The sequence below is a fragment of the Planktothrix sp. FACHB-1365 genome (genome assembly GCF_014697575.1).
GTDB lineage: Bacteria > Cyanobacteriota > Cyanobacteriia > Cyanobacteriales > Microcoleaceae > Planktothrix.
Genome location: NZ_JACJSC010000001.1, coordinates 377,039 through 403,279, shown reverse-complemented (window position 1 = coordinate 403,279; position 26,241 = coordinate 377,039). Strand labels below are relative to the sequence as shown.

The window sequence follows — 26,241 nt, the reverse complement described above, 5'->3', positions numbered from 1 at the left end:
ATAGCAAGGAAGCTTGATCAACGCCTCCTTGCTATTTTCAAGCTTTAACTTGCCCAATGCAGATAAGGTAATTTTGTAGCTGTTGCTCGGATTTGATCAACATTAGCAATTAATTGTCCGCAACTATCCCACAGTCCTGTTACAAACGATTGACGAGAACCTGCATTCATTTGCACATCAATCGTTAAATCTCCACAATAAGCTTTCATTGCCTCTAAATCAACCGTTACAGTTGCTTGGGGATTGGCTTTTAATGCTTCTTGAAATGCTTTGACCGCCTCCGGTTCTGCCGTTACACAAGGAATCCCAATAGCTACACAATTACCGAAGAAAATTTCCGCAAAACTTTCACCAATAATCGCTTGAATTCCCCATTTTGCGATCGCTTGAGGCGCGTGTTCCCGTGAAGAACCACAACCAAAATTAGCATTAACAACTAATACATTGGCTCCTTGATATTCGGGTAAATCAAAGGGATGTTTACCTTGCATTTGTTGGCGGTCATCAGCAAAGACTTGTTCCCCTAATCCATCAAAGGTAACACACCGTAAAAACCGAGCGGGAATAATGCGATCTGTATCAATATCACTCCCCACTAAAGGAATTCCTGTTCCTGAAAGACTTTGAATTTTGCTCATGGTTAATGTTCCATAATTTGTGTTAAGAATTAGCCCCACTTCTTACCCAAAGGGTAAAGCTGTTACAACAACTCGCGTACATCCGTAACCACCCCGTTAACTGCTGCCGCCACCACCATCGCCGGACTCATCAACAATGTCCGTCCGTTAGCCGAACCCTGACGGCCTTTAAAATTACGGTTAGAAGAGGATGCACTGACTTGATTTCCCTGTAATTTATCGGGGTTCATGGCCAAACACATCGAACACCCCGCCTCGCGCCATTCAAACCCTGCGGCTTCAAAGATTTTATCGAGTCCTTCCGCTTCCGCTTGTTGCTTCACCCGTTCAGAACCGGGAACCACAAAGGCTTTCACCCCATTGGCAACTTTCCGACCTTGGGCAAATTTCGCGGCTTCCCGTAGGTCACTGAGGCGGCCATTGGTACAACTGCCAATAAAACAGACGTCAACTTTTGTCCCTTTGATGGGGGTTCCAGGGGCAAATTCCATATATTGATAGGCTTCTTGGGCCACATCCCGATCGCTTTCTGGAATCTGCTCTAAATCAGGAATCAACTCGTTAACGGCCATTCCCTGTCCTGGGGTAATGCCCCAGGTCAGGGTCGGGGCAATATCCGCAGCATCAAATTTTACCACATCATCATAAACTGCATCCGTGTCACTACGGATACTATTCCACCAAGCAACGGCCTTTTCCCAGTCCTGCCCTTTAGGAACAAAATCTCGACCCTGCAAATAGTCGTAAGTGACCTGATCCGGGTTAACATAGCCACATCGGGCACCGCCTTCAATCGCCATATTACAGATCGTCATCCGTTCTTCCATGGACATCTGCTCAAGGGTGCTGCCAGCGAATTCATAGGCATACCCCACACCGCCTTTCACCCCTAATGTACGGATAATATGCAGCACAACATCCTTGGCATAAACCCCCGAAGGTAGTTCTCCATTAACTTCAATCCGGCGCACTTTCAATTTCCCTAACGCCAGGGTTTGAGAAGCCAGAACGTCCCGCACTTGAGATGTGCCGATGCCAAAGGCGATCGCCCCAAATGCCCCATGAGTCGAGGTGTGAGAGTCACCACAGGCAATGGTCATCCCCGGTTGAGTTAACCCCTGTTCCGGTGCGATGACGTGAACAATGCCTTGATTTCCCGACCCGATATTATAAAAGCGGATATTGTGTTCTTTGCAGCTTTTTTCTAAGGACTGTATCATTTCTTCCGCCAATACATCCGTAAATGGACGGGCTTGATTATCGGTGGGAACGATATGATCAACTGTAGCGACGGTGCGTTGAGGATACAGTACACTCAGATTGCGATCGCGTAACATCGCAAACGCTTGGGGACTGGTGACTTCATGGATCAGGTGCAGACCAATGAAGAGTTGAGTCTGTCCTGAAGGAAGAGTTCCAACGGTATGCAACTCCCATACTTTATCAAATAGTGTTCTTTCGCTCATAGAATCTCAAGAATAACCGCGTTTGTAACGCTCTTTATACTGGTATTTATTTTAGCAGTTAATGGCACACCGATGCTTAAAAAAGGATAAAATAACAGATTTTTTTAATCGAATTTTGATAATAACTTTTATACACTGATCAAGATTCACCGTTTGTAACCTCTATTATCGTTATCTCAAAATGCTCAAATTTCACAAACTTCTCCCCCTGGTTGCGCTGACATTTTTAAGTAGTGTTGCGATCGTTAGAAGCCAACAACTGCAAACCCCGACTAATGCTTACACTCAGAAAGTGACTCGTGAAGTCTTAGCCAGTGGTTCTCCCACAGAAGTACAAGGTCGCGTCTTAGAATTAGTTAAATATACAATTCCTCCTAATAGTAAGTTACCTGTTCATATTCATCCGGGGATGCAAATTGAACGGGTAGAGTCGGGAACTTTGACTTATACGGTTGTTAAAGGTTCAGCTAAAATTACCCGTTCTAATGGCAAAGAAGAAATGTTAGAAGCCGGACAAACCACCCGTTTAAATGTTGGGGATGCGTTAGTTGAAGTGGGAGGAATGGTACATTATGGTGAAAATGAAACCGATAACCCAGTGATTTTATTATCCGCTTCTTTATTTGAAGAAGGTAAACCCAAAGCGATTTTAATTAATCCTTGAAAATTATTCAAACTTTAATAAAATATGATAAAATAACATTGAACTCTACCCTCATTTTATCATGAATCAAACTCTGGCAGAATCAATGAAGTGGACGACAGCCGATTTAGAGTTGTTGTCAAATGATGAGTGGAAACGTTATGAAATTATTGCGGGAGAATTATTTGTGACTAGAGCGCCAGATTGGAATCATCAACGGATTTGCGGTAATATCTATGCAGAATTAAATGCTTGGTCACGTCGCACAAATTTAGGAGAACCTGCAATGACACCTGGAATTATTTATACTGAATCTGATAATGTTATTCCTGATGTGGTTTGGGTCAGTCGAGAAAAATTAGCGACTTTATTAGATAGTGCTGGACATTTAACAGGTTCTCCTGAATTAGTGGTTGAAGTATTATCTCCAGGAAAAGAAAACGAAAGGCGAGATAAACAAGCCAAGTTAAAATTGTATTCGACTCAAGGTGTTCAGGAATATTGGATTGTTGATCGCTATCAACAGCACGTTCAAGTTTATCGTCGTCAAAATCATCAGTTAGCTTTAGCTGAAACCTTATCAATAACAGATGAAATATCCTCTCCGCTTTTACCCGAATTTCGCTGTCAAGTTGAACTATTTTTTAATTAAAAATAATCATGAATCAGCGTTCTATTCCTGAACAATTGCCCTTTTTAGAGCGTTTATGTTGGCAAAGAATAGGAATTGAAAATTTAACGCCATTGGAAATGCTAAAACGGTATGAACGGGGATGGCATTATCGAGATATTTTTGGGGAAATTAATCCAACGGAAGCCGAATTTATTCAACAACTGGCTCAACAGTATGGTTCTTGGTTGTTCAATCAAATGTTTACACAAGATTTTCATCAAAAAATTATTACTGTTCTCCATCAACTCAATCCTAATTTCTTACAAGACTGTCACGCTTATTTTGGTGGGGGAACATTCATCTGTTTAAACTATGGAGAATATCGCCTCAGTAAAGATATTGATTTTCTCTGTTCCACAGGTTCGGGTTATCGATTATTAAGGCAATCTCTGGGTCAAAATAAATATAATGCTTTATTTAATACTCAAAATAATATCACATTTCCCCAAGAAATCCAAGCCAATCAGTATGGAATTAGATTTCCTTTATTAATAGAAGGAACTTTAATCAAATTTGAAATTATTATGGAGGGAAGAATTGAACTAGAAGCACCGGATTTTCCTCAATGGTCGTCTGTTCCTTGCTTAAATTTAATTGATTGTTTTGCCGAAAAATTATTAGCCAATGCTGACCGATGGATTGATAGTTCAGTAGAATCACGGGATTTAATTGATTTAGCCGTATTAAGATTAAATGCTTCTATTCCTCCTCAAGCGATCGCAAAATCAGAAGCAGCTTATCCGGTAATTGAACCTTTAAAAGAAGCGATCGCAAATTTTCAACAAAAACCCAATTATAGAGATAAATGTTTTCAATCTCTGAGGATTAATAACCCTGTTGCGATTATTGACGGTTTAGATTTATTAGCGGTTGATTTTGGGTTAGAACCCACAGAAAGAACGTTTAGGGAATGTTTAAATCAAGATGAGTTTATTTAACTCAGATTCACCTTTAACCAACTGAAGATATCCCTTAAGGTTAAAGTTAAATTAGAGATAAATTCAGGAACTGGAATGACAGCATCGAGTTCATCTAAAAATATAGGTTGTTGTCCTGAAGGATAAATAAAAACGGACTTTTCCTCTGGAACAATTAACCAACCCATCTGGCAACCCGAATTTAAACAATGTAAAATCTGCGGGTTTGGTTTCGGGTAAATTTAGAAAGTCTTCTAAATTTAATGTTTTGTTACTAATTTGTACCATTATTAATTCCCTTGTTCAAATTTTAACCTGTCTGATTCAATTATAACCCTGTAGGGGCGAGGCGCGCCTCGCCCCTACGAGATCTTGGGGTATTATCAACAATATCACTAAGCAATATTCAAGTATTGTGATCTGACTAACCCTACCTATTTGTTAAATTATGCCATAATATTATTAAAGGCTAATGTTCGTTATTTTTTTATTCAACAGAGAGGTTAAATAATGTATCACGTTACAGGAGAATATGCTAAAAATAACTTCAGTTAAATTTTAGAAAAAGCCAGTACGGAACCTGGAGGGGTTGTTATTGTTCAGGATAATAAAAGTTTTATCCTCATCAGTCAAGAAGAATTAGAAAGCTGGACAGAAACCGCCGAACTCCTTCAAGACAAAACCTTAATTGCTGATATTGAAGCCTCTGGTCAAGAATATCAGCAGGGAGAATTTTTAACAGTAGAACAAACTTTAAATTAAGAATTATTTAACAGGTTATTCAACCTCGACAACCGCTTTTCACGAATAACCGCTTCTAATTTAGCATTAATTTCTTCTAATTCTAAATTAAACTGTTCCATTTCTAAATGAGTCCGGCGTAAATTAGCTAATAGTCTTTCTCTTGTTGTCCGATCAGAAATAGGGTGTTGTTGGTTCATGGTAAATTCCACTCTAATTTTACTTCTTATAAGCTATTATAATCTTGATAATAAAACTATAAAATATATGTCTTGAGGGTCAATCGATTTATTGTATTTTTCTAATTCTTCTACTCGTTTTTTATAATAATGGGTGTAATCCAAAAAAGCTAAAGCACTACCTATTAAAAAAACGCTACCTATTAAAAACAAATAAGTAAACTTTATTAAAAACAAAAACATACCTGTTAAGAAATAATATAAAATGCACCTTATAGCAAAGTAAAAACTCTGTCTCAAATACTCGTTAAAATAGTATTCAGATATAAAAGACTTGATTTCACCAAATGATACTAATGGTTCTCCTGGAAAAAAATCATAACAAAATTTATGATAATAATCTAACAAGTTATTTTCCACTAACGAATAACCATCGAAGCCAGGAGAATCAGGATAATATCGTCTATTTTTATGGCTTTTTCTTGCATTAAATATTTTTCTAGTTAGATAAGTAGATTTAACAAAACTATTTTTTCTTTCTGTAAGTCCTCCACAAAATTTACATCGAACATAAGGATAATCCATCAAAGTAGAAACACTTTGGCCACCGCATTTAGGACATTGGGCAGTATCTTGGATACGCAAAGGATAGCGATGACTTCTAACAGGTGATAATTCCCAAGGAGCATCATAACCTAGTCGTAAATTAATCATATCTTCTAGATCAGATTTTGACCTAATCATATCTTCAAGCTTTGGGTTTAAATTGATATGAGCATGGACACGATGATCCCACGTATCTTTACTACTAAATTTAGCAGTCTTGGTAAAACTATATCTACAAGTTTGACAAGTAAATTGAACGGAATTAAATATGACATCTTGATCGCTTATAATTTCTGGAGCCTTCTGTTTACAAGCTTTACAGAGAGTGATAGGTACCCTGCTTGTAGCGTGACAAGAATAGTCAATGATTTGCCAATACTGCGCTTCAAACTCTGGGATTGCTGTTTTACATTTTTCACAATTAACATATCTAAATTTTGTTTCACCACAGTGAAAACAACTTCTTAAACTACTGTCAAATAATTTTCCGCATCGAGCACATTGAATTAACTGAGACATAAGTAAATCACAGGGTTATTTTATTTTTGGATATAATCGCTAAAAATTCGGCTGTAAATTTTAAATTTTGATAATAGGACTTAATAAATGCAAAAAAGAGGCTCTGCTTCCGATTAAAAAATAGCAGGCGGAGTGTGGAATCTAGTATTGTTAGGTTCTACCTAGAAATCAGGGATTATTGAGAGTGCCTTTTTCTAAAAATCTGAATATTTGCATCAAAAAAAGGCAGTTACTGATTAAGTAAAAACTACTGGGATTACCTTAATTCCCTGTTGAGCAGCTACATAAACTCTATGTCTCCCGCTATAAACTTTGTAAGGTGGTGTTCCTTTGTGTAGTGCAATAGGATCGCTTTTGCTATGAAGCAAACTGGATAGCGAATCAGGAGAATTTTCTAATGAGCGTATTTTACCCTCAGTAAGTTCGCTTCTCTTAGGAATTCTAATATCCGACATTTTTACAGGTACAGTTTCCATATTTTCATTTTTACTTTACTCAATTTTAATTTTAAGAATAGGTCAAACTCAAATCAATGTCAGTCTGAAAAGTAGGAATTTTGACAAAGTTACAAAAGTACGCAAAGTACGAATAGTATTAAAAGTAGGGTAAAATGTGATCACCTTTAACATCTTCTTGGCTTATGGATATTGAAGAAGTCCTAGAACTGGCAGATCATCTCATTTTTACCAAGACAGGAAAACACTTAGATCATCTCCAACAAGCGATTCTGCGAGGTACTATACAAAACTGCACATACTCTGAAATTGCTGAAGATCATTATGCCAGTGAAAGTCATGTTAAATGGGTCGGTTCAGAATTATGGAAAATGATCTCTGAAGAGTTAGGAGAAACTGTTAAAAAATCTAATTTTAGAGCTATATTTGAGAAAGGAAGAATTTATAAGAATAAAATTTCATCAGCTATTGTTGGTGAGACAGTTACAGTTCATCATATTAATATTTGTTCTGAATCAGAAAGAGCTAAAGCTCAACAACAAAATAAATCAAATCTAAATGATCCCCAAACTACTCTTAACCAACCGCATATCGATTTAAACGATGCACCAAAAATAACAAAATTTTACGATCGCACTCAGGAACTTTTTACCCTTGAAAAATGGATGATAGAAGATGGAGTTCAATTAATAACCCTTTTAGGTTTAAGTGGAATTGGCAAAACAACCCTTTCCCTTCATTTGATAGATGAAATTAAAAGTAACTTTGATTACATCATTTATCGTAGTCTTAGTTTTGCTCCTACCCTAGATGAAACCTTAACGAACTTGTTAGAAATATTCTGCAAGCAAGATAAAATAGAAATTCCTTTAAAGTTAGAAACAAAATTTTCTCAACTGTTCAATTATCTGCGTCAATATCGCTGTCTTATCATCCTAGATGATATTCAAATGCTGTTTTGTGACGGACAATTAGCAGGTCACTATCAATCTGGTTATGAGAATTATCAACTATTTTATAAAAAAATTGCCGAGGTTTGCCATCAGAGTTGTGTGATCTTAAACAGTTGGGAAAAACCTAGAGAAATTGAAAAAATTGAATTTGAAAATCTTCCAGTTCGTACTTTGATATTAGGAAGTTTAGGTCTAGCTGCTCAAGATATTTTCAGAGATAAAAATTTATCTAATCCTGAAACATGGGATATCTTAATTAATACTTATCAAGGCAACCCTTTATGGTTAAGAATGATAGCAACTCTGATTCAAGAATTATTTAATAGTAGAGTAACTGAGTTTTTATACTATGATGAGCCGATTTTATGCGACTCCCTGCAAGATCAACTTAAGCTACAATTTCAACGTTTATCTCCACAGGAAAAAATGTTGATCACTGTACTTTCCAATTCTCCAGAAATATTTAATTTACAGTCTCTTTCAACTCAGACCAAACTATCAAATTCAGATTTATTAAATACTATTCAATCTCTAATCAGGCGTTTTTTAGTAGCCAGAGAAGAAAAAGATAACATGACATTTTTTATTGTGAATCCTCTCTTAAAAGAATATGTTAAAAGGCTTTAAAGTTGGGATTTTATTTTAGTAGAAATTTTCCTACCCCTAAATCAAAGAAATCTGGGGTTAATTCTGATCTAAAATTTAACGTTAAAAAATCTTACTCTTCTTCACTAAAATCTTCGCATAAATCCTGTAACGTCTGATGTTGAAAACGACGGGAAGAACGACGATATTTTTTACTAGCTAATTTCGGTTCTAATTGTTGTTTACCGCCTGATTTTGATTTAGATTTGACATTGACTTCTACATCTTTTTGTTGTTGAAGCATTTCTTGATGGGCGATCGCAGCTTCTAAAAAATCCAAATAAATCGGATAACGTTCCCAGTCCCCCCGAACACTACAATTAGGTTCATCTCGATGTAAACAATCACTAAACTGGCATTTTCCCTGCTGAAAACGGTGTTTTGCTTCGGGAAAATAATCTGTTAATTCTTCGGGGCTACATTCTAATTCAGGTTGATTAAATCCCGGTGTATCCGCTAATAACCCACCCGTCGGTAATTGGAATAATTCAACGTGACGAGTTGTATGTCTTCCCCGTCCTAATTTCCCCGACACGCTACCAACCCGTAAATTAATACTGGGAATTAATTGATTAATTAAACTGGATTTTCCCACCCCAGAAGGGCCAGAAATCACCGTTGTTTTATCTTGAAGTTGATAAAGTAAAGTATTCTCTAAAAACGTATTTTCTATTTGAAATAGAGATTTTTGAATAATTTGATGATCAGAATTAACCGTATATTCTAACCCGCTACTCACACTTATAAATAAAGCCTGATATCCCCAATTTAATAAGCGATCGCGCCAATATAACAACTGTTCTGAGGAGACTAAATCGCACTTATTTAAACACAAACACACTTCTAAACCCGTTGATTCCGCCTTCACTAAAAACCGACTTAAAGCCGTTGCTTCTAGCTCTGGTTCTGCGATCGCAAATACTAATAAAATTTGATTAGCATTAGCAATAGGAGGACGACTCAGTTCTGTCCGGCGCGGAAAAACTTGAGTGATCGCCCCCCGTTTTCCTAACCAGTCCGGTTCTTCCACCACAACTTGATCTCCCACCATCACCTGCTGACCCATTTTTTTCAACAGAGAACGACGGGTACATAACAGGATAGTTTCAGGAAGTGAAGTTGCTTGGGTTTCCAGTTGAACCTGATAGAAATTCGCTTGAACGGCGACAACTGTTCCGATCAGTTCTGAGACATTCAACGGTTCATTGGTTGTCATTGAACTCATTGAACGGTCACAGGACAACGAATTTGCAGGGAGAAAAAGTCCGAACAATCTGTGATTTGCTCAATATCGTACCCTGCCATGGTTAAACTATCAGGGACTTGCTCAATGGGTTCTCCCGCATCTAACCAAACTTCCAGCAGGGAACCGGGCTGCATCTGTTCTAACCGTAATTTCGTGCGAACAAAATTGAGGGGACAAGGAGTTCCCCGCAAATCCAATTGAGCATCTGGTTTTAAGTGAGTTGTTTCTGTCATAAAAAAGAGGGATATATTGTTTGTTTTCTGCTGACTGTTGACCGTTAACACTTCGACAGGCTCAGTGCAAAGCAGCTAACAGCCAACGGTCAACTTTTTATTTTTGTTGAAATAAATTACCGAGAAATCCCTCAAGTCCCCCCTTTCCCGTGCGATCGCCCCGAATTTTAACCAACTGTTCCAAAAGTTCCCGTTCTTCTGGAATCAACTTCGTGGGAATATCGACGAGAACCGTAATTAAATGATCCCCCCGACTCACAGGATTTCCCAGACGAGGAACCCCTTTATTTTCTAGGGTTAATACCGTTCCCGGTTGAGTCCCAGGGGGAATGGTTAATTTAGTCGGGCCATCAACGGTGTCTACCTCAAAGTTAAAACCGAGGATCGCCTGAAGGTAGCTAATTTTCACGTCGGACAGAATATTAATCCCATCCCGTTTAAATTTCGGATCAGGTGCGACGGATAAAAACACATATAAATCCCCAGGGGGCCCTCCCCGTTTCCCGGCATCCCCCTCGGAGGCAACCCGCAGACGAGTACCGTTATCCACCCCGGCGGGAACATTAATTTTAAGTTTTTTCGTGACTTCATTTAACCCACGACCGCCACAGGTGGAACATTTATCCTCAATCATTTGTCCTGTACCATTACAGTTCGGACAAACGGAGACTTGAGTAAAACTGCCAAAGGGAGTACGAGTTGCTCGACGCACTTGACCACTCCCCCCACAGGTGGAACAAGTTTGGGGGCGAGTTCCGGGTTTAGCACCGCTTCCGGTACAAGTTTCACAGGTTTCTAAATGCTTAATGCGGATTTCTTTTTCGCCGCCAAAGATGGCTTCTTTGAACTCTAACCGCAGGTCTAAACGCAGGTCATCTCCCCGGGCTGGGCCTGTGCGCTTGCGAGTTTGGGCATTACCTCCCATACCCCCGCCAAACCCACTGAAGAAGCTTTCAAAAATATCGGTAAACGGATCGGTAAAGTTGGGGTCAAAACCTCCAGCACCACCCCCTACTCCCGCTTCTCCAAAACGGTCATATCGCGCCCGCATTTCCGGTTCTTTTAACACTTCATAAGCGCGACTAATTTCTTTAAACCGTTCTTCTGCACCCGGTTCTTTATTGACATCCGGGTGATATTTCCGAGCTAGGCGACGATAAGCCCGTTTAAGTTCTTCTGTATCTGCGTCGCGGGAGACACCCAATATTTCATAATAATCGCCTGCCATAGAGTATTTTGCCTAAAAATAAATAACAACAATTTTGTTAACGCTTAATCAGTAACCCCTAGTCAGTTTCTAGTTTTTAGCTAAAAATTGACAACTATAGCGCTACGCAAAGCGGGAACAGGGAACAGTAAGTTGTGAAAGGCTTTCAGGATTTAGAAATTTCCCTACCTTTTTGCGTAGTGCTATATGACGATTTACGACTCACTCTTCCATTGATTACTGTTTACCGATAACTGATCACTGGTTTAATCCTACATTTGAGACTTTTCAATTCTATCATAAATCCTCAAAAGCCTTCCTCTGTAGGACAAACCTTTCAATTCAGGGTATTGGTAAACGGATTACCAGGATCAGGAGGATCACTGAAGGTGTCTATTCCAGAGGAAGTCTCAATCATGCTGTTGTTCAAGAATAATAATTCACTACTGGTAGGTTTTGCCTCTTCTTCATCTTCATCTTCGTCTTCCTGTGTTTCCTCTAGTTTATCTTCTACCGCTTGTACAGAAGCCTCAAATTCTGAAGACTCCGAAGCAACAGATGAAGCGGAAGACGAATTCTGACCTGCTTGTTCATAAATCTCTGAAGCCAAAGCATACAACATTTCTTGGAAGGATTCTAACTGTTTTTTCATATCCTCATGGGAAATATTGGGATTAGCAACCGCTTGTTTTAAAGCCGCAGCTTCTTTGCGAACTCGTTCTTTGAGGGCATTACTAATCTGATCAGCATTGCCTTTGAGGGTTTGTTTACAATTAGCAAACAAAGTTTCGGACTGATTTTTAAGTTCTACCACTAACCGACGTTTTTCGTCCTCTTCAGCGTAAATTTCTGCTTCTTGACGCATTCGTTCAATTTCTGCTTCCGTCAATCCTCCGGTATTACTAATTTCAATCCCTTGTTCTCGTCCCGTCCCTTTATCTTCCGCTAAAACTTTTAGAATTCCATTGGCATCGAGATCAAACGCCACTTCAATTTGAGGAACTCCCCGTTTAGCCGACGGAATTCCATTCAGGAGGAATTTTCCTAAACTTTTATTATCCTTCGCCATTGCCCGTTCTCCTTGGAGAACGTGAATTTCCACAGAGGTTTGTCCATCAACGGCGGTGGAAAACATTTGAGAACGGCTCGTGGGGATTGTTGTATTGCGTTCAATAATTTTAGTAAAAACTCCTCCCAAGGTTTCTAATCCTAGAGATAAAGGAGTAATATCTAATAACAATAAATCTTTGACTTCTCCTGCTAACACTCCCGCTTGAATGGCAGCCCCTAAAGCAACGGCTTCATCGGGGTTAACAGAACGGTCTGGGGTTCTTCCTCCAAAATATTCACTAATAGCTTGTTGAACCGCCGGAATTCGCGTAGATCCCCCGACTAAAATAATGCGATTCACCTGATTAGGCTGTAAACTGGCATCTTTCAACGCTTGGATGACGGGTTCAATGGTACTGTCTACCAACGGTTTAACTAAACCCTCAAATTCGGTGCGACTCAATTCCAGTTCTAAATGTTTTGGCCCCGAATCATCGGCGGTAATAAAGGGCAAATTAATCGAGGTAGTGTTGCGACTGGATAACTCGATTTTGGCTTTTTCGGCGGCTTCTCGTAACCGTTGTAATGCCATTTTTTCCGTTAAGAGGTTGATGCCTTCCTGGGTTTTGAATTTTTGGATCATCCACTGTACCAGACAGTTATCAAAATCATCTCCGCCCAGATGGTTATTTCCCGCCGTTGATTTGACTTCAAAAATCCCATCTCCCAGTTGTAGAATTGAGACATCAAAAGTACCTCCACCCAAGTCAAAGACCAGAATTTTCTGATCTTGATCTTGTTTATCTAAGCCATAGGATAAAGCTGCTGCCGTGGGTTCATTGATAATCCGTAAAACATCTAAACCCGCAATGGTTCCCGCATCCTTGGTCGCCTGTCGTTGAGCATCGGTAAAATAAGCTGGAACCGTAATCACCGCTTGAGTGACCGTTGCTCCTAAATAAGCTTCTGCATCTTCTTTGAGCTTTTGCAACACCATCGCCGAGATTTCTTGGGGGGTGTAGACTTGGTTGCGAATTTGGACATTAACGGTGTTGTCCTTGCCTTTGACACAAGTATAGGGAACCCGTGAGCGTTCTTCTTCGGTATCTTCCCAGCGACGTCCGATAAACCGCTTAATACTGTAAACCGTATTTTCAGCATTCGTAACCGCTTGTCGCTTGCCCAGTTGGCCCACTAAGCGATCGCCATATTTACCAAATCCGATAATACTCGGAGTGGTTCGTCCTCCTTCAGAATTAGCGATTACGATCGGTTTACCGCCTTCTAACACGGCAACACAACTGTTCGTTGTCCCTAAATCGATGCCAATGACTTTTCCCATAGCTCCTCGGCGATGAATGTTTGCAATACTGATCCTGAAATCAGCAATTTTTCCAGATTCTTACGGGATAAAATCGCTTTGATCCAGATGGCTTCTGGTGATAGATTTAGAGTTCCCTCCTATGGCTGGTTCCTTGTCCCTGAGCAACACTTTATGCTTCAGATGGAGTTTCCTCGGCGGTAGATTCTGTAGAATCTGGTTCAGGAGCCGTTGCTACTTTCACCATCGCATGGCGTAAGACCTTTTCTCCTAACTGATAACCGTGCATTAAATCTTCAATCACAGTTCCTTCAGGATAGGCATCCGTTGCTTCGCGCATCACCGCTTCATGTAAATTGGGATCAAAAGGCTGCCCTTCTGGACGCATCACAGATACCCCCAGTTGTTTGAGACAATCCACCATTAATTTATAAACCCCTTGGTAACTCTTGTGGATATTCATTTCTGAATCAGTTTGGGGTTTAATTTGGGATCTAGCGCGGTCAAAATTATCCACAACCGGGAGTAATGGCTTCAGCGTTGAACCTTTGATAGTGATTTCTAACTCTTCTTTTTCCTTTTGAGTGCGTTTGCGGAAGTTCTCAAAATCTGCCGCCAAACGTCGATATTGACCACTAACATCTTCTAATTGTGCTTTGAGGGCTGCATTGGCTTCCGCTAAAGCTATGACTTCAGCATGAAGTCCTTCCCCCGTTGACTCGATTTCCTGGCCAAAGGTTTTTTCAGAGGAATCTTCGGTTACAGATTCGTCCGTCGGAACCTCTGGATAGGAACTTGATTCTGTCGCTGTTGTAGCTTGAGTCTCCAAATTATCGGAGTTCAGTGCGTCCGACTCAGAGGTTGAATAGGATTGACCCGTTAGTTCATCAGGAGTATTAGCCGTTGAATTAGGCATCATAATGGTACTGTTTGTCCTTGTTAATCACGGAAAATCAGCGTGAGAGTACGAGGTGCTGACGACATTTCCTTACTTTAAAAATTTTAATCAAAATCATATCTTAAAATACATCATCAGGTGAGGTAAACCGTTATGATCAAGATGGAGCCTTAAAATGCTGGGTAGGGGGTTTAGAAGATGGGATGGCTTAAGTCAAGGATAGGTACAGGAGGAGAGCAATCAGCCCCCTGAACTTCTCTTAGAAGCGGATCGGAATTGAGAACGAGAAGGTTGGGTTAAAATTGACACATCAGAGGGAAATCTATTCCCTTAAAATCTGTGGAAAATGCAGTCATATTTTAGAAAAATTGCCCTTAAATATCCGAGAATGGACTTGTCCTGAATGATAGGTACCAATTCATCGTAAGGTTTGGGAATCTCCCGCAACACCTGTCAAGGTTAGCGGGAGTAGATGTCAACGTGACATCAACGCATTAATACAATGACATAGACCTTAATTTTAAGCTATGACGAACACATCCCAAAGACGCGCCCTAGTTGTTCAAAGTACCACTCCCTTTGGCAACAAATTAATTCAATCCGGCTATATTAATCCAGAGCAACTTCAGCAAGCCCTCAAAACCAGTCGTTCAGGTCAACCCCTGACAGAAGTTTTGGAATCGATGACGGGTCGCGCCCTGCCTCCCGACTTAGCCCGTCAGTATAAAAAACAACAGCTATTTGAACTGAGAATCATTCACGGGGTCGAAGCGTATGATCCTGAAATTGAACCGATGTCGAATGAAGAACTCGAACAAATGCTGCATACGCTTGATACGAGTTTAGAAACCTGTAAACGCCATCGCTTCATCCCTTTACGCAAACCTGAAAGTGATCCGACTTCGGTGTTGATTGCCATGGTTGACCCCGACAACCTGAATGCGTTGGAGGAGTTAAGAAATCAAATTTTGCGACCCAAGCAGTTGAAACTCCAACGGCGGGTGATTACTCAGGAAGATTATGATCAAATTATTTCCACCTATAGTAACGAAGACGTTAAACGCAAAGCCGCCGAAGCCGCTAAACGGGAACAAGAGAAATTAGAGTTTACCGCCGGAGATTTTGAAACCACCGACCTCGAAGAAGTGGGCGATGAATCTGGTGGGATGGATTTGTCGGAGGAAATCGAACAAGCGGAAACCGCCCCGGTTATTAAGGCTGTCAACGTGATTTTAGCCAAAGCCCTCTCGGAGGGGGTATCTGATATTCACGTTGAACCCCAGGAACATGAAATGCGAATTCGGATGCGGAAAGATGGGGTGTTACAGGAATATTATAAATTTCCTAAAAAAGTAATTCCGGCGATTACTTCCCGGTTTAAAATTCTCGCAGAAATGGATATCGCCGAACGTCGTCAAGCCCAAGATGGTCGGATTCGCCGTAAATTCCGAGGACGGACGGTAGACTTCCGGGTGAATAGTCTCCCCAGTCGCTACGGGGAAAAAATTGTATTACGGATTTTGGATAGTTCTTCAACCCAATTAGGGTTAGATAAATTAATTACGGATCAAGAAACCTTAGCCTTAGTTCGGGAAACCGCATCTCGTCCTTTTGGTTTGATATTAGTTACAGGGCCAACGGGGTCAGGAAAATCCACCTCTCTGTATTCGGTTTTAGCAGAAAAAAATGATCCGGGGATTAATATTAGTACCGCAGAAGATCCGATTGAATATGCTTTACCGGGGATTACCCAATGTCAGGTAATTCGGGAGAAAAATTTAACCTTTGCTAATATTTTACGGGCATTTTTACGACAAGACCCGGATGTTTTGTTAGTGGGAGAAACACGGGATTTAGAAACAGCAAAAACTGCTATTGAAGCGGCTTTAACCGGACACTTAGTGTTAACTACTTTACACACTAACGACGCGGCGGGTGCGATCGCTCGTTTAGATGAAATGGGAGTAGAACCGTTCATGGTGTCCGCCGCCTTATTAGGGATTCTGGCCCAACGGCTGATGCGGCGCGTTTGTGGGGAGTGTCGGCTTCCTTATACCCCCGCTCCTGAAGAGTTAGGTCGTTATGGGTTATCGGCTTCTCAAGAAGTCAATATTACTTTTTATAAAGCCAATACCATTGCCGTTGAAGAACGGAAGCATTTAGCTGATATGGGTCAATTGTGTAAAAAATGTAGTGGGCTGGGCTACAAAGGTCGGGTGGGGGTCTATGAATTCCTGAAAGTCACCGAACGAATGCAAACCCTGATTACCAAAGGCGCTCCTACTGAACAAATTAAAGAAGCCGCCGTTGAAGAAGGGATGAAAACCTTATTAGCTTATAGTTTGCAATTAGTTCGTGAAGGGTACACTACCTTTGAGGAGGTGGAACGGGTAACATTTACAGATTCTGGTTTAGAAGCCGAACTCAAAGCCAAACGCAAACAAGGCTTAACCTGTAAGAGTTGCGTAGCCGAATTAAAACCGGAATGGTTAGACTGTCCCTATTGTATGACACCCCGCTTTATCAGCTAATCAGTTATCAAGTATCCGCATTATCAAGTATCCGCATTATCAGTTATCAGGATTCGTAATTGGTAATTCGTAATTCGTAATTCCCTTAGTCTGTACACAATCAACAAGAGTTTAGAGGAGAATAATTATGCCGGGATTAATGATTGAAGACATTTTAGAGTCTTTAGTCGAACAAGGTGGCTCTGATATTCATATTCAAGCGGGTGCGCCTATCTTTTTTCGGATTAGTGGGAAACTGACCCCTCAGCCCCAATTTGGAGAAACTCAATCGGCTGAAGAGGTGCAAGTTCTGATTTACCAAATGCTGAATAATATGCAGCGTAAGCAGTTAGAGCAAGAATGGGAACTGGATTGTGCTTACGGGGTAAGAGGATTAGCTCGGTTCCGGGTCAACGTCTATCGAGAACGGGGATGTTGGGCGGCTTGTTTGCGGGCGTTAGCCTCTAAGATTCCCAATGCTGATAAATTAGGGGTTCCCCAAGTAATTCGGGACATGACTGAACGCCCACGGGGAATGGTATTGGTCACAGGTCAAACGGGTTCAGGTAAAACCACAACCATGGCAGCCTTGTTAGACTTAATTAACCGGACTCGCTCAGAACATATTCTAACGGTGGAAGACCCGATTGAATATGTGTTTCCCAATATTAAAAGTTTGTTCCACCAGCGACAAAAGGGAGAGGACACCAAAAGCTTTGCAAATGCCCTCAAAGCAGCTTTGCGCGAAGACCCCGATATTATTCTGGTGGGAGAGATGCGGGACTTAGAAACCATTGGTCTAGCGATTTCGGCGGCAGAAACGGGTCACTTAGTCTTTGGAACCCTGCACACCAACTCCGCAGCCGCAACCGTAGACCGGATGTTAGACGTATTCCCCCCCGTTCAACAACCCCAAATCCGAGCACAGTTATCCGGTTCACTGGTGGGGGTTTGTAGTCAAAACTTGGTTCCCGCTATTGGAGGAGGTCGTCGGGCGGCGATTGAAATTATGGCTAATACTCCTGCTATGGCTAACCTGATTCGGGAGGGAAAAACTTCTCAAATTTACTCCCAAATTCAAATGGGGGCAAAATTAGGGATGCAAACGATGGAAATGGCTTTGGCGAAACTCTATAACGAAGGTCAAGTCACTTGGGAAGCGGCCATGAGTAAGTCGTCTAAACCCGATGAATTAGAACGTTTAATTGGCCCTGCTCCCTCCGCCGCTAAGGGACAAAAAGCCAAAGCTTAAATCAGTTATCAGTTGTCAGTTGTCAGTTATCAGTTATCAAGTATCCGCATCATCAGTTATCAGTAAAAAATTAATACTGAGTAGGTAAAAATTTATGGCAGGGAGTGTAGTTCGCAGTCAAGTCAGAAACCGGGGTTTTGACTTTAAACGAATTGAAGAAAGTATTAGCATTGCTCTGGCAACGATTACCGTTAAAGACTTAGCGATTTTTGCCCGTCAATTTGCATCCATGTTTAACGCCGGGATTGCAATGGCGAGATGTTTGAGTGTTTTAAGTGATCAATGTAGTAATGCTAAGTTAAAAAATGCCTTAACTTCCATTCGGGCTGATGTGGAAGAAGGGACAGAACTTTCTGTGGCTATGAGGAAATTTCCTGATATTTTTGATCAGCTTTTTATTAGTATGGTATCTGCTGGAGAAACCGGGGGGGTTTTAGATGAAGTCTTAGAACGGCTAGCAGTAATGATGGAAAAAAACCACAAAACCCAAGCCGAAATTAAGTCCGCTATGTCTTATCCCAAAACGGTGTTTTTTATTGCCATTACTATCTTTTTTGGGATGACAACTTTTTTACTTCCCACCTTTGCTAAGGTGTTTCAGGATATTGGGGCAACACTGCCGATGTTTACCCAGATCATGCTCAATATTAGTGCTTTTTGTAGAACCTGGCCCCCGATTCCACAAGCTATTGTAATCGGGACGTTGATAGGGTTATTGTTTGCTTATAAAACCGCTTATAAAACCCCTGGGGGAAGAATGTTTTTTGATAAGCTATTTTTGAAGTTACCGATTTTTGGAAACCTGATTCAAATTTCGGCTGTGGCGCGGTTTTGTACAATTTTTGGAAGCTTAACCCGGTCTGGGGTTCCGATTATGAACTCTCTGGAAATTGTGGAAGAGGTGGCAGGAAATGCGGCCATCGCTTTATGTATTAGAAATGCCAGAGATTCTATTCAACAAGGCGGTTTAATTAGTTTAGCTTTACAAGAAGGCAATGTATTTCCTCCTTTGGCTATTCAAATGATTGCAATTGGAGAAGAATCAGGGGAACTCGACAAAATGTTAATGAAAGTAGGGATCTTCTATGAAACGGAAGTGGAAGAAGCTGTAAAAGGACTTACCAGTATGTTAGAACCCCTAATGATTGTGATGGTAGCTGGAATTGTGGGTTCAATTTTGCTATCGATGTATCTGCCTATGTTTGCCGTGTTTGAAAAAATTGGCTAATTCCAAAACCCAGAAAATTAGATTGTCTATCAAACACTAATTTCTGATGTATAAACGATGAAATTCTTAATCGTATCAGATTCAGTTATCAGCTATCAATTCATTGATATTGACTACTTTCAATAAGAATTAAGAATTAAGAATTAAGAATTGTAATTCGTAATTTGTAATTTGTAATTCGTAATTCGTAATTCGTAATTCGTAATTAAAGGTTGATTCTACCTATTACCCCATTAACCAATGCTGTAAACGTTTTATTTGAAATGATTTATGTCTATTCTAAAATCCCATTATGAAGCGTTGCTGGCAGAATATAGTAATTCGGAAGCAGCCATTACTTTACTGAAGCAACATCGTCCTTATTTTGAAATGGTTCCGAGTATTCGCCGTTCTGATGATAGCGTGATTACCATTCCGTTACCGATTGTACGTTTACGACACGGAGTTTCCTATTCAGGACAGCAGGGAATTAGTATTAAACCGGGGGATGCGGTGGGTTTACCCTGCGATATTGGACTTTTGATGTGTGATCCAGAATGGAAAGTTAAAATTGGGGCGGAGATTTTTATTTTTATTCACCGTCCTCAAGAAGAATTATCGGATTTATTAGCCCGTTGGCGATTAACCCAAGTGTTATTAGATCAAGATTATGAATGGATAATGCCTCACCATTATAAACACATTGATTCTCAAGAGGCTGATGATATTTATCCCCTATTTGTTTTATTTCCTGAAACATCAGAACGAATTAAACGGGGTTTAATTGGTGCTAATTTACCGTTTGTTATTCACTCTGTAGAGGAAATGATTGATAATTATGAATATCCTGATCTCGATCAAATCGAATCAGAAGAATATCAAGAATTTGGCGGAGAGTGGGGATAAGTCGCTGGTGAATGTTGGGTTTGGGGGATGGGAAGGAACTTAATGGATCAAAATATCTGGATTAAAAATCAATTGGGGTCGGCTAATTTTAAAATCTCCTGCTATCATTACCAAATTAAACATCCCCAATATGGCAATGATCATGAACAAACTCAAACCCTTACTCGTGAGCCTCTTAGCTACAGCAACTTTGAGTGCTGTGTTCTCTCCGGTGTCGGAAGCGAGTCCTTGTCCTTTTAGCAAATATAAGTCTAATGGGTTGTTGACAAATTCTAACTTTAATTCCGGTTCGGTGTGGACAAAAATTCCCCCGATTAAACCGGATTATGGCATCATTGCTGGATTAGCCCTCGGAACAGCCGGGTTATTAGGATTAGGAAGTATTTATCTCAAAGGTCGTTCGGAAGGTGCTAAAGCCATGACAGAAGCCGTTTATGTGGAACATCCTGAAGCTCCAGGGGGTGCGTTAGATATTGCTTCTGACCCGACCCCAACTGATTCAACTCCTGAAAAAGAAACCGTTTTAATCTAGTTAGAATCTAACACTTTGATCACCACAGAATAAAACCCGCAAAGCGGGGGTTTTATTCTGTGGGAAACTGAGTATTGTTGATCATAAACCCATCCCATGAATATTATTCCAGCCATTGATTTATTAGACGGACGTTGTGTTCGATTATATCAAGGAGACTATAACCAAGCTCAAACCTTTAATGATGACCCCATTGCGGTTGCTCAAGATTGGGTTGAACAAGGAGCAACAAGGTTGCATTTAGTAGATTTAGATGGAGCAAAAACTGGAAAACCTACAAATTATCAGGTGATAGAAGCGATCGCAAATACGATTAATATTCCGGTACAAGTTGGCGGAGGATTACGCACCCGTGACAACGTAGCCACCCTATTCAATTTAGGAGTAGAACGGGCAATTTTAGGAACGATTGCAGTCGAACAACCTCAATTAGTTGCGGATTTATGTGCAGAATTTCCCGGTCATATTGCGGTGGGAATTGATGCTAGAAATGGCAAAGTTGCGACGAAAGGATGGTTAGAAACCTCGGAAATTTTAGCGACGGATTTAGCCGAACAAATGGCACAGTTAGGGGTTGTCACGATTATTTATACTGATATTCATCGGGATGGAACCCTCATTGGGCCTAATCTTGAGGCTTTACGAGAAATTGCTAATGTCGTTTCAATTCCAGTGATTGCTTCTGGAGGAGTGAGTTCGATTACAGATTTATTAAGTTTATTATCCCTAGAACCTTTAGGGGTCACTGATGTAATTGTGGGACGAGCACTTTATACCGGGGATATTAATTTAAAAGAAGCAATTCAAGCCGTCGGTCAAGGACGATGGCAAGATGTTCCCTGCGATTTTGGAAACTCTGCCTTTGCTTAATTGTTAAGGTCGAGATTTAGTTCAAGAATGGGTTTACATCAGCAAGGCTTTAACCCGTTCTTGCTTCCATTGAGAGGTTAACAAAGCTGCAATATATTGAGTTGCATCGATAGAATTTAAGGGTTTTGAAAATAAAAATCCTTGTCCCCATTCACATCCTAATAATGATAATTGATTCAGTTGGGATTTTGTTTCAATTCCTTCCGCGACAACATCCATTCCTAATCCATGAGCTAAGGTAATAATGGTTCTAATTAACTCAATTTCTCCTTGATTTGAACCAATTTGACGCACAAAAGAGCGATCAATTTTTAAGGTATCAATGGGGAATTCATGAAGACGACTGAGGGAAGAATATCCTGTCCCAAAATCATCAATACAAAATTGAATTCCTAGATTTTTCAGCCTTTTTAAAGCTTCAATGTGATGAGATCCAGTTTTCAGTAACGAGCCTTCTGTAATCTCAAATTTGATTTGATGTCTTTTAATTTTGAAATGCGAAAATAGCTCTTGAACTTGTTCAGAGAAAGAAACCAGCATTAATTGTTGAGGTGCAACATTAACATTAATCGCAAGTTCTGAAAATCCAGGAAACTGTTCCTGCCAAATTTCAATTTGGTTTAAAGCAGTTTTGATCACCCACCATCCTAACTCAATAATTAATCCGGTTTCTTCCGCCACAGGAATAAATTGATCTGGAGGAATCATACCTTTTTGCGGATGATGCCAACGAATTAACGCTTCAAATCCTAATTTTTGGAAGTTGGGAAGAGAAATAATAGGTTGATAATAGAGAGAAAATTCCTCATTTTGAATAGCACGCCTGAGATCATTTTCTAACTGTAAACGACTCATGGCTTGTTGTTGCAATTCACTGGTTAAAAGTTGATAACAACCTTTGCCATTTGCTTTCGCAGAATACATGGCTACGTCAGCATCTCGCAGGATATCTTCGGGGTGATCATATCCAAATTTACTAAATGTAATTCCTATACTCCCCCCCGTATAGACTTCATATTGATTTAATTGAAAAACGGGACTTAACACATCTAAAATTTTTTGAGCAATGGTCATAACCTCCTGCTCATCGCTAATTTTTTCAACAATAATAACAAATTCGTCTCCTCCTAAACGAGCAATATGGAGATTAGAGGTTAAGCAAGATTCTAAGCGTTTAGCAACCTTTTGTAACAGTTTATCTCCTAATAAATGACCTAAGCTATCATTAATAACATTAAAGCGATCTAAATCTAAAAACAAGACAGCATAATGATAATTAAAGTCAGATTTAGCTTGTTCAATTAAGGTTTTAAGTTGAGAAATACACCAAGCTCGATTGGGAAGTCCTGTCAGTGGATCATGATAAGCTTTATAGTGTAATTGCTGTTCTCTCTCTAATAGTTTTTGTTGTGCCTGCTGTAATTCCTCTAAGGTACTTTGCAGTTGGGAGGTACGTTCTTCTACTCGTTTTTCTAATTCTAAATTTAGCTGATTTAAAGCTTGTTCTGCTTGTCTTTTTTCCTGAATTTCAGATTTTAATTGAGAATTTAAAGCATAAAGCTTTAAGTGCAGATTAATCCGGGCTAAGATTTCACTTTGATCAAAAGGCTTGGTAATATAATCTACAGCCCCTAAGTTTAATCCTTTAACTTTTTGTTGGGTTTCTGCTAATGCTGTTATAAAAATAACAGGGATTTCACTATAGGCAGGATTGGCTTTTAAATGAGTGCAAATCTCAAATCCATCCCAATCCGGCATCATCACATCTAATAAGATTAAATCAGGCGTATTTTGGTCAATAATTTCCAGACCACTTTCTCCATCTAATGCTTTCCAAACTTCAAATCCAGCATAATCAAGATACTCAAATAATAAGTCAACATTGATAGGGTTATCATCAATAATTAAAATTTTGTATCTGGGCTTGACTACAGTATTCATACAATCTACTCCTATGGGATATGTTTCAATTCAGCCGGAATTTTGCTCAAATTGAATATAAATTTAAACTAGGCTTTGATGTCCTATCAATGTGTTAATCAAAGGATGAAATTTTGGGTTCTCAAGCATTCCTGATCTTTGTGTTGCGATGTCTGCTTTGAACTGATAACGAGGGTTCAAACGAGGGAAAAAGGGGTGATAGATACACAGGATCAAGAATTAATAGCGATTATGACTACTTTGATGATCAGATCAGGAACTCATTGTTACAAAAGTTAATCCAATAACTAACACATTTTGAGAATAAAAGCAAGTTTTTTCTAAGATTCACCAAAATAGAGTGGCGCATTCACTCTTTACCCGATCAATTTCATCAAACGTAAAGGGGATAATTGGGTGATGATTGGATCGGGTTGTCCTGTGATAAAATTTGCAAACCGTTGAGCTAAGGGGGGAATAAAAACTAAAGGATTACTAAATCCTGAAAAAATATGGATTTTGTCAAAGTTACCAACAGCACCAATCAAGGGTAAACTATCGGAACTAAAGGCTACTAAACAATGATAGCAAGTTGCGGGTAAATTTGCCAAGGCTGGTAAAATTTTAATGATTTCCTGACGAATCAAGGTTTCACTTTCGAGGAGGTTCACTTGAGCATTAACATCGCTGAAAGCACGGGAAGGTTGACCCATTCTAATTCGACCGTCTAGCAACTGAGCGGCACTTTTATCCACAATAAATGGTGTTAACTCATGACCCGGTTTTTCCCATAAAGGTTCTAATTCCGGTTGCGTTGATTTGGCTTCAAGTTGAAAACGTTCCATTGACGCCGACATGACAATTGTTTGTAATTTTAAATCGACGGGGGGGGTTTCTAAAATTTCAGTATGGGTAAAATAAATAGGAATTGAAATTCCGGCATTTTTTAAGACCTGGCGACTTAACCCTCCTGCACAAATGGCGATATTTTCAGCTTCATATTGTTCTAAATGAGTTGTGACTTGAACCGCTTGATTTTGAATCGGATAAATTTGCAAAACTTGATCAAAAATTTGATTTCCTCCTAAACTTTTAAACCTTTTAATATAAGCTTTATTTAGATGTTCGGGAGAAACTTGACCATGACGAACTGTAAATGCTCCATTTATGCCCTGCGGATTTAATAAAGGTTCTAATTTACAGGCTTCTTCAACGGTGATAAATTGAGGAGGTGTAGCAAAATAGCGATACTTTTGGGCTATCAATTCTGGATCATCATCAGGATTTACGACTAAAATTAAATCGAGTTCTCTTAACTGTGTATTGATTCCTAACTCATCGGATAAAATCTGATGACGTTGGCGACCTTCTTCACATAAAATTCGGGTTAGTTCTGTTGTTCCTGACCAATATGCTAAACCGCCATAACTATAACGAGTTGCACCATCTAATATCGGATTTGGGTCTAATAAGAGTACCTGAAATCCTTTTTTAACTAATTCATAACTGAGTGCAGAACCGGTAATTCCAGACCCAACTACAATCCAATCGTAAGCGTTCATGGAATCTCTGTGGTAGTAGTGAAATTGTAACCAGACTCATAATCTACTATACAATAAATATGGCTGGTTAGATATTTATTTTGGCAGATTAATGGGTCGATAAAGAATCGTTTTTCCCCGTCGTTGTCCTGAATCTTCCCATCCCCACTGCTTCAAGTCTCCAATTCGATTTAACGTTGTAATATAAGGGGCGGAGACTTCTAAAATTTTGGCTAACTAGGTTACAATTTTTCAGATGCTTTTCTTCACTCAGAGTCTCTGACCCAGCTTAGGACTGAATAGTACGAAAAAGGTTTGTGTTAGTCCTGATAGAGTTCCAGTCCCTAGTCTGAAAATAGCCTTTGGGTCTGATCTGAAAACTCCCTGAGATTGAAATTTAAAACTAAAAGTGTTTATAATACATAACAGCTTTTTCGGGATAAACTATGATTCATTATTGATTCATAATTTATCCCAAATCCTCCCAAACAATTGTTGAATAATGGCTCAATCACAACCCTATCAACCTCTATTTTTAAGACTTTCTCACGCTTTAAATGCGTTTTTAGTTTTAGGTGCTTTAGTCACTGGATTTTTAGTTTATGACAGTTATGATCGCCGTTTTGGAGGGCTAGGATTAACACAGGAAAACCGCAACTTAATTGATATTCATGGAACCTTTGGATTTTTCCTTTTGTTTGTCTATATTATTTTTGCTGTCTATAGTTTAATTGCAGAAAGAAAACGCTTAATTCAAGGAAATACCCTACAAACCTTAACGCAAATCAATAAACCTGTGTGGTGGTATACCCTTCTTCGCCTGAGTAATACCCTAGCGTTAATTGCAGCCGCATTCTCGGTTATTTCAGGAAAATTTCAGCAAGAAAATTGGCTCCCTAATGGAGAATTTAATCACCTGTGGTATTTTGTTCATTTAATCGCTTGGGTCATTATTTTATTTTCCATTTTACTTCATGTTTTAATGGTTGTTAAAGTCGGTGGTTTCCCTTTAATTGTTTCTATGTTTAAAACCAACTATAAACCTCAAGATCATCCTAAATTATGGTTGAATAATATTCAAAATTGGTGTCAACGTTTTTTTAATAAATAGTA

24 protein-coding genes are annotated in these 26,241 nt (G+C 39.6%); 11 read left to right on the top strand and 13 right to left on the bottom strand.

The features are described 5' to 3' along the window. Positions 1-44: 44 nt before the first annotated feature. Positions 45-638 carry a 3-isopropylmalate dehydratase small subunit gene (gene leuD, locus H6G57_RS01810; protein ID WP_190515535.1) on the bottom strand — a complete coding sequence of 198 codons (594 nt, stop codon included), beginning with the start codon at positions 636-638 and terminating at the stop codon, positions 45-47. A gap of 62 nt (positions 639-700) precedes the next feature. Beyond that, positions 701-2,104, bottom strand: a complete 1,404-nt coding sequence (leuC, locus tag H6G57_RS01805; RefSeq protein WP_190515533.1) for a 3-isopropylmalate dehydratase large subunit — start codon at positions 2,102-2,104, stop codon at positions 701-703. A 181-nt stretch (positions 2,105-2,285) separates the two neighbouring features. On the opposite strand from leuC, the gene H6G57_RS01800 reads away from it, so the two are divergent. From H6G57_RS01800 to H6G57_RS01790, 3 genes are all read left to right on the top strand, one after another. Then, entirely contained in the window at positions 2,286-2,768 is a 483-nt protein-coding gene (locus tag H6G57_RS01800; protein WP_190515531.1) for a cupin domain-containing protein, read from the top strand. Positions 2,769-2,829: 61 nt separating this feature from the next. Next, positions 2,830-3,399 carry a Uma2 family endonuclease gene (locus H6G57_RS01795; protein ID WP_190515530.1) on the top strand — a complete coding sequence of 190 codons (570 nt, stop codon included), beginning with the start codon at positions 2,830-2,832 and terminating at the stop codon, positions 3,397-3,399. 8 nt (positions 3,400-3,407) lie between these two features. Next, the gene (locus H6G57_RS01790; RefSeq protein WP_190515528.1) at positions 3,408-4,358 is read left to right on the top strand and encodes a nucleotidyl transferase AbiEii/AbiGii toxin family protein; all 951 of its coding nucleotides are present in this window, start codon (positions 3,408-3,410) and stop codon (positions 4,356-4,358) included. On the opposite strand, the gene H6G57_RS01785 is transcribed toward H6G57_RS01790, so the two are convergent. From H6G57_RS01785 to H6G57_RS01770, 4 genes are all read right to left on the bottom strand, one after another. Beyond that, a complete protein-coding gene (locus H6G57_RS01785; protein ID WP_190515526.1) occupies positions 4,355-4,525 on the bottom strand; it encodes a hypothetical protein in 171 nt (56 codons plus the stop codon). The genes H6G57_RS01790 and H6G57_RS01785 overlap by 4 nt on opposite strands. A gap of 570 nt (positions 4,526-5,095) precedes the next feature. Next, positions 5,096-5,278, bottom strand: a complete 183-nt coding sequence (locus H6G57_RS01780) for a hypothetical protein (protein WP_190515524.1) — start codon at positions 5,276-5,278, stop codon at positions 5,096-5,098. A 36-nt stretch (positions 5,279-5,314) separates the two neighbouring features. Then, positions 5,315-6,382, bottom strand: a complete 1,068-nt coding sequence (locus H6G57_RS01775) for a hypothetical protein (RefSeq protein WP_190515522.1) — start codon at positions 6,380-6,382, stop codon at positions 5,315-5,317. Between the two features lie 236 nt (positions 6,383-6,618). Beyond that, the gene (locus H6G57_RS01770) at positions 6,619-6,858 is read right to left on the bottom strand and encodes a hypothetical protein (protein ID WP_190515521.1); all 240 of its coding nucleotides are present in this window, start codon (positions 6,856-6,858) and stop codon (positions 6,619-6,621) included. Positions 6,859-7,022: 164 nt separating this feature from the next. Here H6G57_RS01770 and H6G57_RS01765 point away from each other — a divergent pair, with 164 nt between their 5' ends. After that, positions 7,023-8,417 (top strand): NB-ARC domain-containing protein, encoded by a 1,395-nt coding sequence (locus H6G57_RS01765; protein WP_190515519.1) that lies wholly within the window; start codon positions 7,023-7,025, stop codon positions 8,415-8,417. Positions 8,418-8,508: 91 nt separating this feature from the next. On the opposite strand, the gene rsgA is transcribed toward H6G57_RS01765, so the two are convergent. The 5 genes from rsgA to grpE all read right to left on the bottom strand — a co-directional run bounded on the left by rsgA (position 8,509) and on the right by grpE (position 14,411). Continuing rightward, positions 8,509-9,651, bottom strand: a complete 1,143-nt coding sequence (rsgA, locus tag H6G57_RS01760) for a small ribosomal subunit biogenesis GTPase RsgA (RefSeq protein ID WP_375539500.1) — start codon at positions 9,649-9,651, stop codon at positions 8,509-8,511. Positions 9,652-9,656: 5 nt separating this feature from the next. Continuing rightward, positions 9,657-9,914 (bottom strand): sulfurtransferase TusA family protein, encoded by a 258-nt coding sequence (locus H6G57_RS01755; RefSeq protein ID WP_190515516.1) that lies wholly within the window; start codon positions 9,912-9,914, stop codon positions 9,657-9,659. Between the two features lie 97 nt (positions 9,915-10,011). Next, positions 10,012-11,142: a molecular chaperone DnaJ gene (gene dnaJ / locus H6G57_RS01750; protein WP_190515514.1), complete on the bottom strand. Its 1,131-nt coding sequence runs from the start codon at positions 11,140-11,142 to the stop codon at positions 10,012-10,014. A 316-nt stretch (positions 11,143-11,458) separates the two neighbouring features. Then, the gene (gene dnaK / locus H6G57_RS01745) at positions 11,459-13,513 is read right to left on the bottom strand and encodes a molecular chaperone DnaK (protein ID WP_190515512.1); all 2,055 of its coding nucleotides are present in this window, start codon (positions 13,511-13,513) and stop codon (positions 11,459-11,461) included. A gap of 151 nt (positions 13,514-13,664) precedes the next feature. Then, complete coding sequence (grpE, locus tag H6G57_RS01740) at positions 13,665-14,411, bottom strand: nucleotide exchange factor GrpE (RefSeq protein WP_190515511.1); 747 nt, start codon at positions 14,409-14,411, stop codon at positions 13,665-13,667. 506 nt (positions 14,412-14,917) lie between these two features. On the opposite strand from grpE, the gene H6G57_RS01735 reads away from it, so the two are divergent. From H6G57_RS01735 to hisA, 6 genes are all read left to right on the top strand, one after another. Then, a complete protein-coding gene (locus tag H6G57_RS01735) occupies positions 14,918-16,921 on the top strand; it encodes a GspE/PulE family protein (protein WP_190515509.1) in 2,004 nt (667 codons plus the stop codon). 127 nt (positions 16,922-17,048) lie between these two features. Then, positions 17,049-18,152 (top strand): type IV pilus twitching motility protein PilT, encoded by a 1,104-nt coding sequence (locus H6G57_RS01730; protein WP_072717946.1) that lies wholly within the window; start codon positions 17,049-17,051, stop codon positions 18,150-18,152. 94 nt (positions 18,153-18,246) lie between these two features. Continuing rightward, complete coding sequence (locus H6G57_RS01725) at positions 18,247-19,380, top strand: type II secretion system F family protein (RefSeq protein WP_190515507.1); 1,134 nt, start codon at positions 18,247-18,249, stop codon at positions 19,378-19,380. Positions 19,381-19,650: 270 nt separating this feature from the next. After that, the gene (locus H6G57_RS01720; protein ID WP_190515505.1) at positions 19,651-20,265 is read left to right on the top strand and encodes a hypothetical protein; all 615 of its coding nucleotides are present in this window, start codon (positions 19,651-19,653) and stop codon (positions 20,263-20,265) included. Positions 20,266-20,407: 142 nt separating this feature from the next. Further along, the gene (locus H6G57_RS01715) at positions 20,408-20,797 is read left to right on the top strand and encodes a hypothetical protein (protein WP_190515504.1); all 390 of its coding nucleotides are present in this window, start codon (positions 20,408-20,410) and stop codon (positions 20,795-20,797) included. Positions 20,798-20,893: 96 nt separating this feature from the next. Beyond that, positions 20,894-21,667: a 1-(5-phosphoribosyl)-5-[(5-phosphoribosylamino)methylideneamino]imidazole-4-carboxamide isomerase gene (gene hisA / locus H6G57_RS01710; RefSeq protein WP_190515502.1), complete on the top strand. Its 774-nt coding sequence runs from the start codon at positions 20,894-20,896 to the stop codon at positions 21,665-21,667. Positions 21,668-21,700: 33 nt separating this feature from the next. Here the strand turns inward: hisA and H6G57_RS01705 are convergent, their stop codons facing one another. Both H6G57_RS01705 and H6G57_RS01700 read right to left on the bottom strand, forming a co-directional pair. After that, positions 21,701-23,608: an EAL domain-containing protein gene (locus H6G57_RS01705; RefSeq protein WP_190515501.1), complete on the bottom strand. Its 1,908-nt coding sequence runs from the start codon at positions 23,606-23,608 to the stop codon at positions 21,701-21,703. A 356-nt stretch (positions 23,609-23,964) separates the two neighbouring features. After that, on the bottom strand, positions 23,965-25,149 hold the full coding sequence (locus H6G57_RS01700; RefSeq protein WP_190515499.1) for an FAD-binding oxidoreductase: 1,185 nt from the start codon (positions 25,147-25,149) through the stop codon (positions 23,965-23,967). Between the two features lie 481 nt (positions 25,150-25,630). On the opposite strand from H6G57_RS01700, the gene H6G57_RS01695 reads away from it, so the two are divergent. Next, positions 25,631-26,239 carry a cytochrome b/b6 domain-containing protein gene (locus H6G57_RS01695; protein WP_190515497.1) on the top strand — a complete coding sequence of 203 codons (609 nt, stop codon included), beginning with the start codon at positions 25,631-25,633 and terminating at the stop codon, positions 26,237-26,239. The last annotated feature ends 2 nt before the right edge of the window (positions 26,240-26,241 follow it).